This window comes from Nocardia sp. TBRC8007, from assembly GCF_056629435.1.
Genome location: NZ_JBWSOR010000002.1, coordinates 116,764 through 132,859, shown reverse-complemented (window position 1 = coordinate 132,859; position 16,096 = coordinate 116,764). Strand labels below are relative to the sequence as shown.

12 protein-coding genes and 1 riboswitch are annotated in these 16,096 nt (G+C 64.3%); of the genes, 3 read left to right on the top strand and 9 right to left on the bottom strand.

Annotated features, from left to right (window positions below; all coding sequences use genetic code 11):
• Positions 1–34: 34 nt before the first annotated feature.
• From mutM to ACX4ZE_RS03215, 5 genes are all read right to left on the bottom strand, one after another.
• Positions 35–895, bottom strand: coding sequence for a bifunctional DNA-formamidopyrimidine glycosylase/DNA-(apurinic or apyrimidinic site) lyase (gene mutM / locus ACX4ZE_RS03235; protein ID WP_480271761.1), 861 nt, complete (start codon positions 893–895; stop codon positions 35–37).
• A gap of 1 nt (position 896) precedes the next feature.
• Positions 897–1,610, bottom strand: coding sequence for a ribonuclease III (gene rnc, locus ACX4ZE_RS03230; RefSeq protein WP_480271760.1), 714 nt, complete (start codon positions 1,608–1,610; stop codon positions 897–899).
• Positions 1,611–1,630: 20 nt separating this feature from the next.
• Positions 1,631–1,813 carry a 50S ribosomal protein L32 gene (gene rpmF, locus ACX4ZE_RS03225; protein ID WP_480271759.1) on the bottom strand — a complete coding sequence of 61 codons (183 nt, stop codon included), beginning with the start codon at positions 1,811–1,813 and terminating at the stop codon, positions 1,631–1,633.
• A gap of 54 nt (positions 1,814–1,867) precedes the next feature.
• Positions 1,868–2,491, bottom strand: coding sequence for a YceD family protein (locus ACX4ZE_RS03220; protein WP_480271944.1), 624 nt, complete (start codon positions 2,489–2,491; stop codon positions 1,868–1,870).
• A gap of 107 nt (positions 2,492–2,598) precedes the next feature.
• Entirely contained in the window at positions 2,599–3,345 is a 747-nt protein-coding gene (locus tag ACX4ZE_RS03215) for a DivIVA domain-containing protein (protein ID WP_480271758.1), read from the bottom strand.
• Between the two features lie 393 nt (positions 3,346–3,738).
• Between ACX4ZE_RS03215 and ACX4ZE_RS03210 the strand changes: the two genes are divergently transcribed.
• Complete coding sequence (locus tag ACX4ZE_RS03210) at positions 3,739–4,287, top strand: GtrA family protein (RefSeq protein ID WP_480271943.1); 549 nt, start codon at positions 3,739–3,741, stop codon at positions 4,285–4,287.
• A 38-nt stretch (positions 4,288–4,325) separates the two neighbouring features.
• On the opposite strand, the gene coaD is transcribed toward ACX4ZE_RS03210, so the two are convergent.
• From coaD to ACX4ZE_RS03195, 3 genes are read right to left on the bottom strand one after another with little or no spacing between them, the layout of a single operon-like run.
• On the bottom strand, positions 4,326–4,811 hold the full coding sequence (gene coaD, locus ACX4ZE_RS03205) for a pantetheine-phosphate adenylyltransferase (protein ID WP_480271757.1): 486 nt from the start codon (positions 4,809–4,811) through the stop codon (positions 4,326–4,328).
• Between the two features lie 52 nt (positions 4,812–4,863).
• Positions 4,864–5,430 (bottom strand): 16S rRNA (guanine(966)-N(2))-methyltransferase RsmD, encoded by a 567-nt coding sequence (gene rsmD / locus ACX4ZE_RS03200; RefSeq protein WP_480271756.1) that lies wholly within the window; start codon positions 5,428–5,430, stop codon positions 4,864–4,866.
• Positions 5,427–8,840: a pyruvate carboxylase gene (locus tag ACX4ZE_RS03195; RefSeq protein WP_480271755.1), complete on the bottom strand. Its 3,414-nt coding sequence runs from the start codon at positions 8,838–8,840 to the stop codon at positions 5,427–5,429. Before ACX4ZE_RS03195 ends, rsmD begins: the two co-directional genes overlap by 4 nt.
• 254 nt (positions 8,841–9,094) lie before the next feature.
• Positions 9,095–9,280: riboswitch (cobalamin riboswitch) on the top strand.
• Positions 9,281–9,446: 166 nt separating this feature from the next.
• Between ACX4ZE_RS03195 and metE the strand changes: the two genes are divergently transcribed.
• Positions 9,447–11,714, top strand: coding sequence for a 5-methyltetrahydropteroyltriglutamate--homocysteine S-methyltransferase (metE, locus tag ACX4ZE_RS03190; RefSeq protein ID WP_480271754.1), 2,268 nt, complete (start codon positions 9,447–9,449; stop codon positions 11,712–11,714).
• Between the two features lie 586 nt (positions 11,715–12,300).
• Positions 12,301–13,722 (top strand): short-chain fatty acyl-CoA regulator family protein, encoded by a 1,422-nt coding sequence (locus tag ACX4ZE_RS03185; protein WP_480271753.1) that lies wholly within the window; start codon positions 12,301–12,303, stop codon positions 13,720–13,722.
• Positions 13,723–13,813: 91 nt separating this feature from the next.
• Here the strand turns inward: ACX4ZE_RS03185 and recG are convergent, their stop codons facing one another.
• On the bottom strand, positions 13,814–16,093 hold the full coding sequence (gene recG, locus ACX4ZE_RS03180; protein ID WP_480271752.1) for an ATP-dependent DNA helicase RecG: 2,280 nt from the start codon (positions 16,091–16,093) through the stop codon (positions 13,814–13,816).
• Positions 16,094–16,096 lie beyond the last annotated feature (3 nt).

The following is a 16,096-nucleotide window of genomic DNA, read 5'->3' as shown; positions in this document are numbered from 1 at the left end:
CCGAGCCGCCTGAGGAAACGGTAGCTCGCCGGTACTAGCGACGGCGAGACTCAGGTTGGCAACGCGGGCAGGAATAAGACGATCGATTCATGAACCGCTCCCGAATGATCGCCGCGCCACACTGGCTACACGGCTCGTTCTCCCTGCCGTAGACGGCAAGAGAGCGCTCGAAATAACCGGACTGGCCGTTGACGTTCACATAAAGCGCGTCGAAGGATGTACCGCCCGCGGCGAGCGCTTCCGCCATCACCGCGCCGACCTCGGCGAGCAACCTCCGCACAGCGGGCCCGGACAGCCCGGCAGCCGGTCGGCCACCGTGGATTCCAGCGCGCCAGAGCGCCTCGTCAGCGTAAATATTACCGATGCCGGAGACGACGCACTGATCGAGCAGAACACGTTTGACCTCGCTCGGCTTGCCTCGGATGACCGCGACCACGGATTCGATGTCGAACCGCGGGTCCAGCGGGTCACGGGCGATGTGCGCTACCGACTCCGGCACGAGTGTTCTGTCTACTTCGACCAGCGGTGCGAGCGCCCAGCCACCGAAAGTGCGCTGATCGACGAAACGCAGCTCGGTACCGTTACCGAGGGCAGCGCGGATATGGGCGTGTTTCTCCAGCGGTGCGTCCACCGACCGAACCAGCATCTGACCACTCATCCCCAGATGCACGACCAAAGCGTCTTCCTGGTCGCCGAAGGTCAACCAGAGGAACTTGCCACGCCGCGCGGCCGATTCGACCTTCAGCCCAGTCAATCGTGCGGCAAGATCGGCGGAACCGCCGAGATGGCGGCGCACCGAACGCGGATGGGTGATCACCACCGATTCCACCACGCAGCCGACCACGTACTCGGCAAGTCCGCGGCGAACAACTTCGACCTCGGGAAGCTCAGGCACGTCAGGTTTCAGCGGTCAACACCGTATAGGCGGCACCCGCGGCCTTCTGCTCGGCTTCCTTCTTGGATCGACCGATACCCTGCCCGTAAGCTCGGCCACCGACCACCGTGGTCGCGGTGAATTCCTTGTCGTGATCCGGACCGGTCGAGGTGATCTCATAGCTGGGCACGCCGAGGCCACGCTCTGCGGTCAGCTCCTGCAGACTCGTCTTCCAGTCCAGGCCGGCGCCCATGCGCGGGCCACGCTCGAGCAACTCGGCGAACAGCCGCAACACCACTGCGCGCGCCACCTCGATGCCGTGCTGCAGGTGCACGGCACCGAGTAGCGACTCCATACCGTCGGCGAGGATGCTCTCCTTGTTCCGGCCGCCGGTGAGCTCCTCACCTTTGCCCAATAGCAGATGCGCTCCGAGGCCGCCTTCCCCGAGGCCACGCGCGACCTCCGCGAGCGCGCGCATGTTCACCACACTCGCGCGTAGCTTGGCCAGCTCGCCCTCGGACTTGCCGGGATGTTCGTGATACAGCCGCTCGGTGATGCTCAGCCCGAGAACGGAGTCGCCGAGGAACTCGAGTCGTTCATTCGTCGGCAGGCCACCGTTCTCGTATGCGTACGACCGATGTGTCAGCGCAAGGCGTAACAGATCTGGCTGTACGTCGACGCCCAGTGCGGCAAGCAGGCTCGCATGCACACCGGACGAGTCGTTTTCGTCGGTCACGTCGCTACGACAGCTCGAAATCAGATCGCGGCGGTGACCTGGCGGCCCTTGTAGGTGCCGCAGGACGGGCAGGCGATGTGCGGCAGGGTCTTCTCACCACAAGCACGATTAGGGCAGGTGATCAGGGTCGGCGCGGTGGCCTTCCATTGGCTGCGCCGCGACCTGGTGTTGGAACGGGACATCCGGCGCTTGGGAACGGCCACGACTACTTCTCCTCTGTCCTGATTGGCTCGCCGTTTCGGCTGATCGGTCTTGATTCAATGGTCTCGGTCGGCCGCACCTTCGTCGGAGCTGCCTACGCCGGGCGATCCGGAGGTGAATTCCGCCAGCCCGGCCCAGCGGGGATCCAGTATCTCATGCTTGTGTCCGGATCCTGCAATCGCCATCCGTACTCCGCATTCCGAGCACAGCCCGACGCAATCCGGAGTGCACAGCGGCCGGAGCGGAAGCTCCAAGCCGAACGCATCGATCACCACAGGCTCCAGGTCGATGGTGTCGTCGAGCATGCGGTATATCTCGTCGTCTTCGGTGGTCTGTTCGGTGGCACTGTCCGGGTAGGCGAACAACTCGGTGAGTTGTACATCCACCTCGCCGACGAACGGCTCCAGGCAGCGCGAGCATTCCCCCTCAGTCGGCGCGGACACCGTTCCGGTGACCAACACCCCCTCGGACACCGCTTGCAACCGCAGGTCGAGCTCCACCCGCGCCCCCAGGGGAACGGCGATCAGCTCCAGACCGATCCGCTCCTGCGTGGTCACGGCGCGGTACAGCTCGCGCATGGTTCCCGGCCTGTGGCCGAGGCTGCGGGTGTCCAGCATGAAACCCGCGTCCAGCGGTCGGCGCCCAGCCGACTGGGAACGCGGTGTGAAACCGGCGGACATCACGAACTCGCTCACGATCGGGGACTATGGGCAGCCACTCAACAGTACGCGACCATGCGGTTCTCTCCAAAGGAGTCAACCGTTCCTCTTCGTTGTCGACGAAATCGCTACCTCCGGAATTCAGTGGCATAGTCAGGCGCTCCCGTTTCGACCCGCAACTGATGACGCCCGCGCCCGACCGTACGCAGCACACTGTTGAGCGTCTCCTCGAAATCGGCCAGCCTGGAGTCGACGTAGTGATCACATTCTTCGCGCAACCGATCGGCTTCCGCATGTGCGGCGTCGATCACCTTTGCCGACTCGGCATGCGCGACACGCACCACCTCGGCCTGCGCGACCATCCGCTCCTGCTCGGCAAGCCCCTCGGCGACAGAGCGCTCGTAGGCAGCCTTCCCTGTCTCGACCATCCGTTCCGACTCGGCGCGGGCCCGGCCGGTCACCGCCTCGTATTCGGCGTTGCCCTCGACCATCACGCGCTCGGCCTCCTCCTGTGCGGAGGTGACCAAGCGATCAGCGTGTGCGCTGGCTTCGGCGACCATACGATCAGCGTGGGCCTTGGCATCGGCCAAGATCCGGTCAGCCTCATCGCGAGCCGTCCCGATAGTACGCTCGGCCTGCTCGTTGGCACCTCGCACCGTGACCTCGGCCGAAGTCCGGGCGTCAGAAACGATCTTGTCCCGGTGATCGAGTACATCCTGCGCGTCGTCCAGTTCCCCCGGCAGGGCGTCGCGGACATCATCGAGTAGTTCGAGCACATCGCCGCGTGGCACGATGCAGCTACGGGTGGGTGGGATGCCGCGCGCCTCTTCGACGATGGCGACCAGTTCGTCGAGCGCTTCGAATACGCGATACATGCTCACTACCCTTCTGCGGACTCACGGTGAGGCTCCCCACCAACGCTCAGTGTGCCCCGCACCACAACCCGCACCGAGCACTTTCCGGTGTGTCGTGCCGATGTCTTGCACGCCACAACAACCAAGTGGAGATTAATTCTCCGCTTCATGCTACATTCGTCGGGGAGGTCGACCAAGCTCTGCGACATCGCCCGCGGATCCCGGGATCGCGGACGACGCGGCCCGAAAGCAAAACAGCCAGAGGAACGGACACCACCCGTCGAGTGTCGACAAGCTCCGACGCCGAGCGATCGCTGGGCGTGCGCTACAAACGGAACTCGCCGAGAAGCGACGGGGACAGCGATGACCACCGCCGTTGCCCCGGCCGACGGCTCGTGTTCGATCGGAAAGACGATGACTGCTCTGGGACTGCCTCGACTGAGGGGAGCACGCTCCACCAGCTACCTCGTGCCGTGGTACGGGGTGCCGTGGTACGGGGTGCCGTGGTATGGACCTCATCCGGTACCGCGCACCACACCGGTCACGGACCGGCTGGCACAGCTGACCCGGTATTTGCGCGGCGACCGCGCCTTGGCTCAATTGATCCGTTTCGCCCTCGTCGGGGGATCGAGCAACGTCGCCTACGTACTGCTGTTCTTCGTTATGCACAGCGTCGGCCCGCTGACGGCCAATATCGTCGGTTCCATTGTCAGCACCATGATCGCCAACGAACTACACCGCCAGCTCACCTTCCACGCCGCAGATCGGATCGGCTGGTTCACCGCGCAGTGGGAAGGCGGTGGGCTGGCACTGGTCGGTCTGGGCATCACAACCGTGGCACTGGCCGCTCTCGGTATGTGGGCCCCAGGCCTCGGTGATACCGCGCAGGCGACTGCGGTCCTGGTTATCAGTGCCGCAGTCGGAGGCATGCGTTTTCTGGCGTTACGCGGCTTGGTCTTCTGAGTTCTCCCGGCGTCCGGGATGCCGAAGGGCGCTGGGTGTCAGCGCTGACGTTCAGCGAGACGATCGAGCATCCGTTTACGCACCGAGGGGGGCAGCATATCGGTGACGTCGCCACCGAACGCAGCGACCTCTTTGACCAGAGAGCTGGACAAGAAGCTGAATGAGGGGTTGGTGGCGATGAAGAAGGTGTCCACTCCGGAGAGTTTCTTGTTCATCTGCGCCATCTGCAGCTCGTAGCCGAAGTCACCCGCATCGCGCAAGCCCTTGACAATAGCAGTGATGCCTTGGTCGCGGGCGAAGTCGACGAGCAGGCCGTGCCACGACTCCACCCGGACATTGCCCAGATGGGCGATGGATTCGCGCAGCATCTCGATGCGCTCCTCGACACTGAACATACCCTGCTTGTTCTTGTTGATCATGACGGTGATGATGATCTCGTCGAACTGGGCCGCCGCCCGAGTGAATACGTCGAGATGTCCATAGGTCACGGGGTCGAAGGACCCGGGGCACAGCGCTCCTGCCATGAGCCGACGCTAGCACCGACCCGACAGCCCGGCAGCAGTGGACGGGCAACGCTTATCCGTTCGGATCGAATTCAGCCAGATCGATGCGTGTTTCGCCATATCGGCGCGATGCGGTCGGAGCAAGTCCTGCGGGCCACATGATTTCGGGCGAACGCGCGGAGCGCTCCACGACGACCAGGGCTCCGGGACGCAGCCAGCCACGCTCGACCAGCGCGTGCAGGTCTGTCAGCACAGCAGCATCGTCCACCGCGTATGGCGGGTCGGAGAAAACCACATCGAAGCTCTCCGTCGTCCCACCCGATCGCAGCACGCTCGCCACCGTCGCGACCCGCAGCTCGGCGCCAGACAATCCGAGGTCAGCGATATTGCCACGCACTACCTCGGCTGCCCTACGGTCGGACTCGACGAGCAGAGCGTGCTCGGCGCCACGCGAGAGTGCCTCCAGCCCGAGCGCACCGGAGCCCGCATACAGATCGAGTACTCGGGTACCCACGAAATCCAACCGGGCGTCCAAGGCGCTGAACAGAGCCTCCCGCACCCGGTCCGACGTCGGACGGGTGCCTGCGGGTGGTACCCGGAGGCGCCTGCCACCCGCTGTCCCCGCGACGATCCGCGTCATCGGACAGAGCGCTCCCGATGTTCGGGCATTGTCAGTTCGATCAGCAGATCGCCGCCTTCGACCTGCTGCAGAGAACCGATCGCGACCCGGCCGACAATGCCTGCGCGTGGCGCAGTGATCGCCGCTTCCATCTTCATCGCCTCGATGGTGCCGATGGTATCGCCTGCCGCGACCTCATCACCTTCGGACACGGCGAGTGTCACCACGCCGGCGAACGGCGCGGCGATATGGCCCGTATTGGCTTTGTCGGCTTTCTCCGCGACCGGAATCTCTCCTGCGATGGAGCGGTCACGCACCGCGATCGGGCGCAGCTGCCCATTCAGGATGCACATCACCGTACGCATCCCGCGCTCGTCCGGCTCCGAAATAGCTTCCAGACCGATGAGCAGGGTGACGCCCCTTCCCAGCTGAACCCGATGCTCCTCCCCACGGCGCAGACCGTAGAGGAACTGGTTGGTCGACAGCCCGGAAGTATCACCATACTGCTCGCGGTGGGCGAGGAATTCAGCGGTAGGACCGGGAAACAGTAATCGGTTCAGCGTCGCTCGGCGCTCCTTGGATGTACCTGCGAGCCCCGCCTCGTCCGCCGGAGTCAACGGCGTCTCCGGCTTCGCCGCCGTACGGCCTGCCAACGCCTTGCTGCGGAACGGCTCGGGCCAACCACCCGCGGGGGTGCCGAGCTCGCCACGCAGGAAACCGATCACCGAATCCGGTAAGTCGTAACGGCCGGGATCGGCGGCGAAATCCTCGATGCCGACACCGGTGCCGACCAGCGCCAGCGCCAGATCACCGACAACCTTCGACGAGGGGGTGACCTTGACCAGACGTCCCAGCAACCGATCCGCCGCGGCGTACTTCGACTCGATCTCCTCGAACCGGTCACCGAGGCCGAGCGCAATCGCCTGCTGCCGCAAGTTGGACAGCTGGCCACCGGGGATTTCGTGAGTATAGACCCGGCCAGTAGGTGCGGGCAGTCCGGACTCGAAGGGCGCGTACACCTTACGCAGCGCTTCCCAGTACGGCTCCAGATCGCAGACATTCTGCAGGTTCAGACCGGTGTCGTAGGCGCTGTGCGCAGCGGCCGCGACGATCGCCGACAACGCGGGCTGGCTGGTAGTCCCTGCCATCGCAGCGCTGGCTCCGTCCACCGCGTCCGCACCCGCCTGCCAGGCGGCCAGATAGGTCGCCAGCTGACCGCCGGGAGTGTCGTGGGTGTGCACATGCACCGGCAGGTCGAAGTTGCTCCGCAATGCGGTGACCAGCCTGATCGCGGCAGGTGCGCGCAGCAGACCAGCCATGTCCTTGATGGCGAGCACATGCGCGCCCGCATCGACGATCTGTTCGGCCAGCTTCAGGTAGTAGTCGAGGGTGTAGAGCGACTCGTCCGGATCGGCCAGGTCGCCGGTGTAACTCATCGCGACTTCCGCGACAGCCGTGCCGGTTTCGCGTACCGCGTCGATCGCCGGGCGCATCTGGTCGACATTGTTGAGCGCGTCGAAGATGCGGAAAATATCAATACCGGTCCTGGTAGCTTCCTGGACGAACGCGCGGGTCACCTGTTCCGGATAGGGCGTGTAACCCACCGTATTGCGTCCGCGCAGCAGCATCTGCAGACAGATGTTCGGCACTGCTTCGCGCAGCGCGACAAGCCGCTCCCACGGGTCCTCGTACAGAAAGCGCAGGGCCACGTCGTAGGTAGCGCCGCCCCATGCCTCGATGGACAACAATTCCGGTGTCATCCGCGCCACGTGCCCGGCTACCCCGAGTAGACCATTGGTGCGCACCCGGGTGGCCAGCAGCGACTGGTGCGCGTCTCGGAAGGTGGTATCGGTGACTCCGACCGCCCGCTGCTCGCGCAAGCCCCGCGCGAAACCCTCCGGTCCCAGCCGCAACAGCCGCTGCCTGGAGCCGGGCGGCGGTGGCGCGCTCAGATCGATCGAAGGCAGTTTGTCGTGCGGATACACCGCAGTCGGCCGCTCCCCGTGCGGCTTGTTGACGGTGACATCGGCCAAGTAGCTGAGGATTTTGGTGCCACGGTCGGCCGAACCACGCAAGGTGAGCAGCTGTGGACGCTCATCGATGAACGATGTGGTCAGCCGACCCGCCTTGAAGTCGGGATCATCGAGCACTGCGAGCAGGAACGGGATGTTGGTGGCCACGCCCCGGATACGGAACTCCGCCAGCGCCCGGCTCGCCCGCGCGAGCGCCACGCCGAAGCTATGACCGCGACAAGTGAGCTTGACCATCATCGAATCGAAGTAGGCCCCGATCTCCGCGCCGAGGTTCGCCCCGCCGTCGAGACGGATACCCGCGCCACCCGGCGTGCGGTAAGCAGTGATCCTCCCGGTGTCCGGACGGAATCCGTTGGCCGGGTTCTCGGTGGTGATCCGACACTGCAGCGCGGCGCCGCGAATAGTGACCGACTCCTGACTCAAGCCCAACTGCTCCAGTGTTTCGCCCGCGGCGATACGCAGCTGCGATTGCACCAGGTCCACATCGGTGATCTCTTCGGTCACCGTGTGTTCGACTTGGATGCGTGGGTTCATCTCGATGAAGACATGATTGCCGCGCTCATCGAGCAAGAATTCGACGGTGCCCGCGCAGGAGTAGCCGATCTGCCGCGCGAAAGCTACCGCGTCGGCACAGATCCGATCACGCAGCCCAGGGTCCAGATTCGGCGCAGGCGCGAGCTCGATCACCTTCTGGTGGCGGCGTTGCACCGAACAGTCCCGCTCGAACAAGTGCATCACATTGCCGTGCTGATCGGCCAGGATCTGCACCTCGATGTGGCGCGGGTTGACTACCGCCTGTTCCAGGAACACAGTGGGGTCGCCGAATGCCGACTCCGCCTCACGCGAGGCCGCCTCGATCGATTCACGTAACTGGTCGGCCGTGGCGACTCGGCGCATACCGCGCCCGCCACCGCCTGCCACCGCCTTGACGAATATCGGGTACTCCAGATCCCGCGACGCGACGATCAATTCATCCGCGTCCGACGACGGAGCGCTGGAACGCAGTACCGGCAGGCCCGCCGCTTCGGCCGCGGCGATGGCGCGTGCTTTGTTGCCCGCGAGTTCGAGCACATCGGCGGAAGGGCCGACAAAAGTGATGCCCGCGCGTGCGCAGGCCGCAGCCAGCTCCGGATTCTCCGAGAGAAATCCGTAACCCGGATAGACCGCATCAGCCCCCGCCGACTTGGCTGCCTCGACGATCGCGTCGATGGATAGATACGCCCGGACGGGATGGCCCGGCTCGCCGATCTGGTACGACTCGTCCGCCTTCAGCCGGTGGAACGAATTGCGATCCTCGTAGGGAAACACGGCGACGGTCCCGATGCCGAGTTCATACGCCGCACGGAAGGCTCGGATAGCGATCTCGCCACGGTTGGCAACCAAGACTTTCGAGAACATTGACCTAAGGTACCGGCTACACACATCGCACAGCCCAAGAAGCCTCGTTCGCGAAGTGCTCCGCGGCAGCGAAAGCGGCCGGGGCGCCCCGAAACGACAGTCGCCGCCCGCGGAGCGAACCACCGCGACGCATACCATCACGAGGTCGCGTCCTATACTGAGCGGGCAGCTGGTTCACCGGCGCGCGACAAGATGGAGCCCCGTTGTCGCGCACCGGAGTCGAGCCCGCCTACGGCAACGTTACGGCGAGCGAGAGGGAACCCGGTGGGAATCCGGGACTGTCCCGCAGCGGTATACAGGGAACGACCGCCGTCACCAGGCACTGAGTCCACCGGGCCGGAAGGCTCCTCGACTCGGGAAGCGACGGCCAGTAGGTCGGCCATCGGGCCACCGGTACAAGCCGGAGAGGCACCAGCCGGTGCCCGCGAGTCCGAAGACCTGCCAGCCGTGCCGGGTACGCCGTACCCGGCGGCCACCGCCTCGTGGATTGGGCGGGCGGATCACCAGCTGACTTGTCGGGCTCCTCCGCTGAGGATATCCGGCGGCACAAGGTTCTCCACCTGCCCGTATGGCGATGGCTTTCATCCTGAGCAATGGAGAAGAATCGTGACTGTTCCACAGCACAAGCAGTTCACCGCGACAGTTCTCGGACTACCGAGAGTGGGACCGAAACGCGAGCTCAAACGGGCTACTGAAGCCTACTGGGCCGGCACAATCGACGCCGAGGCGTTGCATACTGTGGCACGGGATCTCCGGCACGCACAGCTCACCGAATTGCAGGCCGCGGGGCTGGACTCGATTCCGGTCGGCACCTTTTCCTACTACGACCAAATGCTGGACACGACCGTCCTGCTCGGTGCGCTGCCGCCAAGGGTCGCGGAGATCTCCGACCCCATGGATCGGTACTTCGCCGCAGCGCGCGGCACCGACACGATCGAACCGTTGGAGATGACCAAATGGTTCGACACCAACTACCACTATCTGGTGCCGGAAATCGGGCCGGACACCGTGTTCTCGCTACACCCAGAGAAGCTGCTGACAGAACTTCGGGAAGCGCTGGAGCTGGAGCTGCCCGCGCGACCGGTGGTGATCGGTCCGATCACCTTCCTGAAACTGGCGAAGGCGACCGACGGCTCGGCAACGGCTCGGCTACTGGAGTTGTTGCCGCTGTACCGGGAACTGCTGCGCCTGCTCGTGGCCGCGGGGGCGCAATGGGTGCAGATCGATGAACCCGCACTGGTCACCGACCTGACCGCAGAGGAGGTCGAGCTGGTGCAGACCGCTTACACCGAGCTGTCCGCCGCGTCTGCGCGTCCCGCGATCCTGCTCGCGACCTACTTCGGACATCCGGATGCCGCGCTAGGCGCCTTGGCGAACACCGAGATCGAGGGTATCGCCATCGACTTCATCTCCGGCACCGATGTTTCCGTGGTGGCGACCGTGCCCGCGCTGGCGAGCAAGCTGGTCGTCGCGGGAGTCGTCGACGGACGCAATGTATGGCGCACTGATCTCGAGCATGCCCTGTCCACTCTTGGCACCCTGCTCGGCTCCACTGCCCACGTAGCGGTGTCGAGCTCTTGTTCGTTGCTGCACGTGCCGTACACACTGACCGCGGAGAACCGGTTGGACGAACGGCTGCGGTCCTGGCTGGCCTTCGGCGCGGAAAAAGTCGCCGAGGTGCGCACGCTCGCGACCGGCCTGCACTCGGGCCAGGAGGCCATCGAAGCCGAGCTGGACGCGGCGCGTACGGCACTGGCATCGCGGCGATCGGATCCACGGCTGCACGATCCGCGGGTACGAACCAGGTTGGCTGCCCTGACACCGGATGCCACTCGCCGAGCCTCCGCCGACCGGCGTCGAGAGCTGCAACAAGATCGATTACGACTGCCTGCACTGCCCACCACGACTATCGGTTCCTACCCGCAGACATCCGCGATCCGGCTGGCGCGGGCAGCGTTGCGGAAGGGCGAAATCGACCACACGGAGTATGTACGGCGGATGCGCGCCGAGATCGCGGAGGTCATCGCCCTGCAGGAAGAACTCGGGCTGGACGTGTTGGTGCACGGTGAACCTGAACGCAACGACATGGTGCAATACTTCGCCGAGCAGCTCGAAGGATTCGCTGCCACCGAGCAGGGCTGGGTGCAGTCCTATGGCACCCGGTGTGTACGGCCACCGATCCTGTTCGGGGATGTGGCACGGCGAGAACCGATGACCGTCGAGTGGATCGGCTACGCGCAGTCGCTCACCGCCAAGCCGGTCAAGGGTATGCTCACCGGTCCGGTGACCATCCTCGCGTGGTCGTTCGTGCGCGACGATCAGCCACTGGGCGATACCGCGCGTCAAGTGGCGCTGGCGATCCGGGACGAGACCGTGGATCTGCAGTCGGCGGGAATCCGGATCATCCAAGTCGACGAACCGGCCCTGCGTGAGCTGCTTCCGCTCCGCGTAGTCGATCGGCCCGCGTATGTGGCCTGGTCGGTGCACTCGTTCCGGCTCGCGACTTCAGGAGTGTCGGATGCGACCCAGATCCATACCCACCTGTGCTACTCCGAGTTCGGTGAGGTGATCGACTCGATCATCGGCCTGGATGCCGATGTCACCTCGATCGAGGCCGCGCGCTCACATATGGAGGTGCTCGAGGACCTCGATGCCGCGGGCTTCGACCTCGGTGTCGGCCCTGGTGTGTACGACATCCACTCCCCACGGGTCCCCAGCGTGGCAGAAATCACTCTCTCACTATATGCTGCCCTGAAAGCCATTCCTGCCGAACGACTTTGGGTCAATCCGGACTGCGGGTTGAAAACCAGGGGACGCGCCGAGGTAGAAGCCGCACTACGCAACATGATCGCTGCCGCGGCGGCGGTACGGTAGGCGCAGACGGTCGTGTCGTAGTCCCCGTGCCATAGTCCCCATGTCGTAGCTCCATCGGCCCGAGCGATGTTCCGGTGCCCCTTCCTGTCCCGAAGAGACACCGGAACATCTTCGGTCTCAGCCTGTCTCCGGCTCAGAACGCGGCGGCCGCCATCGTCGTGAGGTATACCGGTCACACGGCTCCTCCCTCCGCGTGACCGGTAATACCCGCGCTCGTACCCGCATCCCCCGCCGCCACGCTGTATGACATCCGGGACAACGCTCCATCGGCACCCCCTTCTCGCATGTGGTCAACGATCCGTACTTTCTTTCCTTATCTACTTCGACGCACACATATCCGATTCGGTTCCCCTCGGCCGCACTGAATCGCGCCCCGAATTCAGTGTTCTCCAGACCATGCGGTTTCCGCTCCGCGCTCGGGGCCCCGTACTCGCGACCTCCCTACAAACCGAAGACTCGCCGAAAGCACCTTCGCGTACTACACAAATCAGACCTACCGTCCAGTAGCTCGGTGGAAGCACATTTCCGCAGGAAACAACGTGTGATTTTGCGATGACTGCAAATAGTCGCCACTACCATCATGCGCGTGCGCAAGATGTATGCGGGCGCCCGCCTTCGGCGATTGCGCGAAGAGCGGAGACTGACCCAGACAGCCCTGGCGAAATCGCTGGATCTGTCGCCCAGCTACCTCAATCAGCTCGAGCACGATCAGCGGCCCCTCACCATTCCGGTCCTACTGAAACTCAACTCCACCTTCGACCTCGACGTCCAATTCTTCGCCGCCGACTCGGACGCTCGCCTCGTATCCGATCTACATGAAGTGCTGGCGGACGCCGCGGGCGGACATACCGCGCCGCTGACCGAGGTGGAGGAGCTGGCGACACGTCAACCGGAGATCGCCAAGATCATCGTGGCGATGCACCGTCGGCTACGCACAACCACCGACCAGCTCGATCTGCTCTCGGCACGAGTATCCGCACCCGCGGACGTGCCTGAAATACCCATGCCCTACGAGGACGTGCGCGACTTCTTCTACGACCATCACAACCACATCTCGCTGCTGGACACCACCGCCGAGCAGCTATTCGAGAACTCCGGTCTCAGCATCGGCTCACTCGATCGACAGCTGGCGCGCATCGTCGAAGAGCGCGCCAGGGTGAAGGTCCTCGTCCGCGGCGACGGTGCGGACCCGACTGTCCCCAAACGGCATTACGAACCCGAAAGCCGCACTCTGACACTGGCCAGACGCTTGCGTCCCGGCCAGCGCGCCTTCCAGATCGCCACTACCCTCGCCTTCCTGTTATATGGGAACGAGCTGGATGCCGTACTGGCTGAAGCCCCTTCGCTCAGGGGTGAATCCCACACGCTGGCCAGGGTCGGACTGGCCAACTATTTCGCGGCCGCGCTGGTATTGCCCTATGGGCGATTTCTTCGATCGGCCGAGGAGCTGCGGTACGACATCGATCTGCTCGGCCTGCGTTTCGAAGTCGGCTTCGAAACGATTTGCCATCGACTCAGTACACTGCAGCGACAGGGGCAGCGGGGCGTACCTTTCTTCTTCGTCCGCACCGACCAGGCGGGTAATATCTCCAAACGCCAGTCCGCCAACGCATTCCACTTCTCCCGGATAGGTGGCAGCTGCCCGCTGTGGGTGGTGCACGAAGCCTTCGCACACCCCGGCCGTACCCTCACCCAAGTCGCTGAAATGCCCGACGGTCGGCGCTATCTATGGATCGCTCGAACGACCGCGACCGCGCCACACGGATTCGGCAGCATAGCAAAGAATTTTGCGATCGGCCTCGGCTGCGATATCGAACACGCAGAACGCCTGGTGTACTCGTCCGGAGTACCGTTGGACAATCCAGCCGCCACAATACCGATCGGCGCGGGATGCAAGGTATGCGAGCGCCCTGCGTGCGCACAGCGAGCGTTCCCGCATATCGGCAGTTCGCTGGCGGTTAACGAACACACCACGACTGACCTGCCCTATCCGCACATCGGCTGCTGACCCGCCTCACGATCGAAGGCCCCGGACTGCCATAACGACACCACAGCTCGCCGAACACGAAAGCGGGCCCGCATCGCGGGCCACCGGAATATCAGGATTTGGCCAGATACTCCAGCCGCTCGGAGTCGACAGCGGCATGCATGATCCCGGCCAAACCGGGATGACGGGTCAGGCCGGGATCGGATCTCACCACAGCGCGGGCGAATTCCTGGGCAGCAGTGATGACCTCGAGATCATCCAGTAACGACAGCAGGCGCAGTGAGCGAGCCGTACCGGACTGAGCGGCGCCGAGCACATCACCTTCTCGACGAGTGCGCAGATCGAGCACCGCTAGTTCGAAACCGTCGGTAGTGGCGGCTACCGCGTTCAACCGCGCCATCGCAGACCCCCTTGGCGCGGCATCAGTGACCAACAGACACAGGCCCGGATGCTCGCCGCGGCCGATCCGGCCGCGCAGCTGATGCAATTGGCTGACACCGAACCGGTCCGCGTCGACGATAACCATCACCGTCGCATTCGGCACATCGACACCGACCTCGACCACGGTGGTGCACACCAGCACATCTACCACCCCCTCAGTGAATTCCCGCATCACCTGGTCTTTTTCATCAGCAGGCAACCTGCCGTGCAACAGCCCGACCCGGACTCCGGACAGTGGCCCTTCGCGCAGCATCTCGAACACCTCCAGCACCGCTTGGGTAGCCGGAGCGTCCTGGGCGCCATTACCGGATTTCGCGCGACCGGTACGGGACTTACCCGGACCGTGCTCGTCATCGCCGATGCGCGAACACACCACATAGGCTTGGCGACCGGTGGCGACCTCCTCCACGATCCGCTCCCAGGCGCGGTTCACCCAGTTCGGATGCTGCTTGCGCGGCACCACCTTCGAGGTGATCGGCGCGCGTCCCTTCGGCAGTTCGGCCAGCGTGGAGGTCTCCAGATCGCCGAGAGTTGTCATCGCGATGGTGCGTGGGATCGGCGTCGCGGTCATCACCAGCAGATGAGGGCTGACGCCAGTCTTCGCCTTGGTACGCAAAGCATCCCGCTGTTCAACGCCGAAGCGGTGTTGCTCGTCGACCACTACCATGCCTAGATCGAAGAACTCGATATTCTCCTGGATCAGCGCATGTGTGCCGATCACGATGCCCGCCGCACCGGTCAGCGCGTCCAGCAATGCGGCTTTCTTCGCACCGGCCGACATCGACCCGGTCACCAGCACCACACGGGTCGCGTGCTCGCCGGCACCCAGCTCGCCCGCTGCGCCAAGCTCACCGAGCATGCCACGCAAGGACCGATAATGCTGTGCAGCAAGAACTTCCGTCGGGGCTAGCAGCACGCATTGCAGGCCGGTATCGACCACCTGCAGCATGGCGTGTAAAGCGACGATAGTCTTGCCGGAACCCACCTCACCTTGCAGCAACCGGTGCATCGGCTGCTCGCGAGCCAGGTCGGTGGAGATCTCGCCGATCACCCGGCGCTGTCCCCCGGTGAGATCGAACGGCAGCCTGTGCTCGAAGGCCGCGGCAATGCCATCGGCGCGTGGCAGGCAAGCCCGCGCGCTGCGGCCGGACACTTCATGTCGCCGCTGGGCCAGTACCAACTGCAGAGCAAGCGCCTCATCGAAACGCAGCCGATCCTTGGCTCGCGTGATATCGGACTTGTGCTCGGGCAGATGGATCAAGCGGAGCGCGTCGGAGACATTCAGTAGTGTGTGTTCAGCGCGCACCTGCTCCGGAAGCGGATCCTCGACGAGGTCGAGCTGGTCCAACACCTGACGCACGCACGCGAGCACATCCCAGCTCTGCACCTTCGCGGTCGCCGGATAGACCGGGATGAATTCCCGCTCCAGAAACGTCGTGTCCACTCCCTCGGCGTCTTTCGCGCTCTGCGCCAGACCACGTAGGTCTCCACCGCCACGCACCGTGGTCAATGCGCCGACCGAGTCGTCACTGCCCACCTCCGGCAGGATCAAGTAGCCGGGATGACTGAGGTTCCACTGACCGGGACGCCAGTAGTTCACGGTGCCCGACATCATCGCCCGCAGGCCTTCGCGGACGACGTACTTCACCTTGTCACCGTTGAAGAACGTGACATCGACACCACGCCCGGAACCGGTGTCGAGTACCACCTTCAGCAGCGAACCGCGGCGGTTGCGCATCGGCCGCAGTTCGGCCTTGGTGACACGCCCTATGACGGTGATATGCGAACCGTCATCGGGCGCTTCCTCCGTGAGCGGCTGGCCTTGCGTCGCGTAGCGCAGCGGGTAATGCCGCAACAAGTCTTCGACGGTATGCATATCGAACGCATCCACCAGCGCGCCCGCCGCTTTCGCGCCCAGAACGTGGTCGAGCCGATCACTCAATACCGCCATGGT

What these genes read in the sequence shown, in the direction of transcription:
- recG (WP_480271752.1), bottom strand. Translation starts at nt 16,093, where the DNA reads ATGGCGGTATTGAGTGATCGGCTCGACCACGTTCTGGGCGCGAAAGCG.
- ACX4ZE_RS03210 (WP_480271943.1), top strand. Translation starts at nt 3,739, where the DNA reads ATGACTGCTCTGGGACTGCCTCGACTGAGGGGAGCACGCTCCACCAGC.
- ACX4ZE_RS03220 (WP_480271944.1), bottom strand. Translation starts at nt 2,491, where the DNA reads ATGTCCGCCGGTTTCACACCGCGTTCCCAGTCGGCTGGGCGCCGACCG.
- rsmD (WP_480271756.1), bottom strand. Translation starts at nt 5,430, where the DNA reads ATGACGCGGATCGTCGCGGGGACAGCGGGTGGCAGGCGCCTCCGGGTA.
- coaD (WP_480271757.1), bottom strand. Translation starts at nt 4,811, where the DNA reads ATGGCAGGAGCGCTGTGCCCCGGGTCCTTCGACCCCGTGACCTATGGA.
- ACX4ZE_RS03215 (WP_480271758.1), bottom strand. Translation starts at nt 3,345, where the DNA reads ATGTATCGCGTATTCGAAGCGCTCGACGAACTGGTCGCCATCGTCGAA.
- ACX4ZE_RS03195 (WP_480271755.1), bottom strand. Translation starts at nt 8,840, where the DNA reads ATGTTCTCGAAAGTCTTGGTTGCCAACCGTGGCGAGATCGCTATCCGA.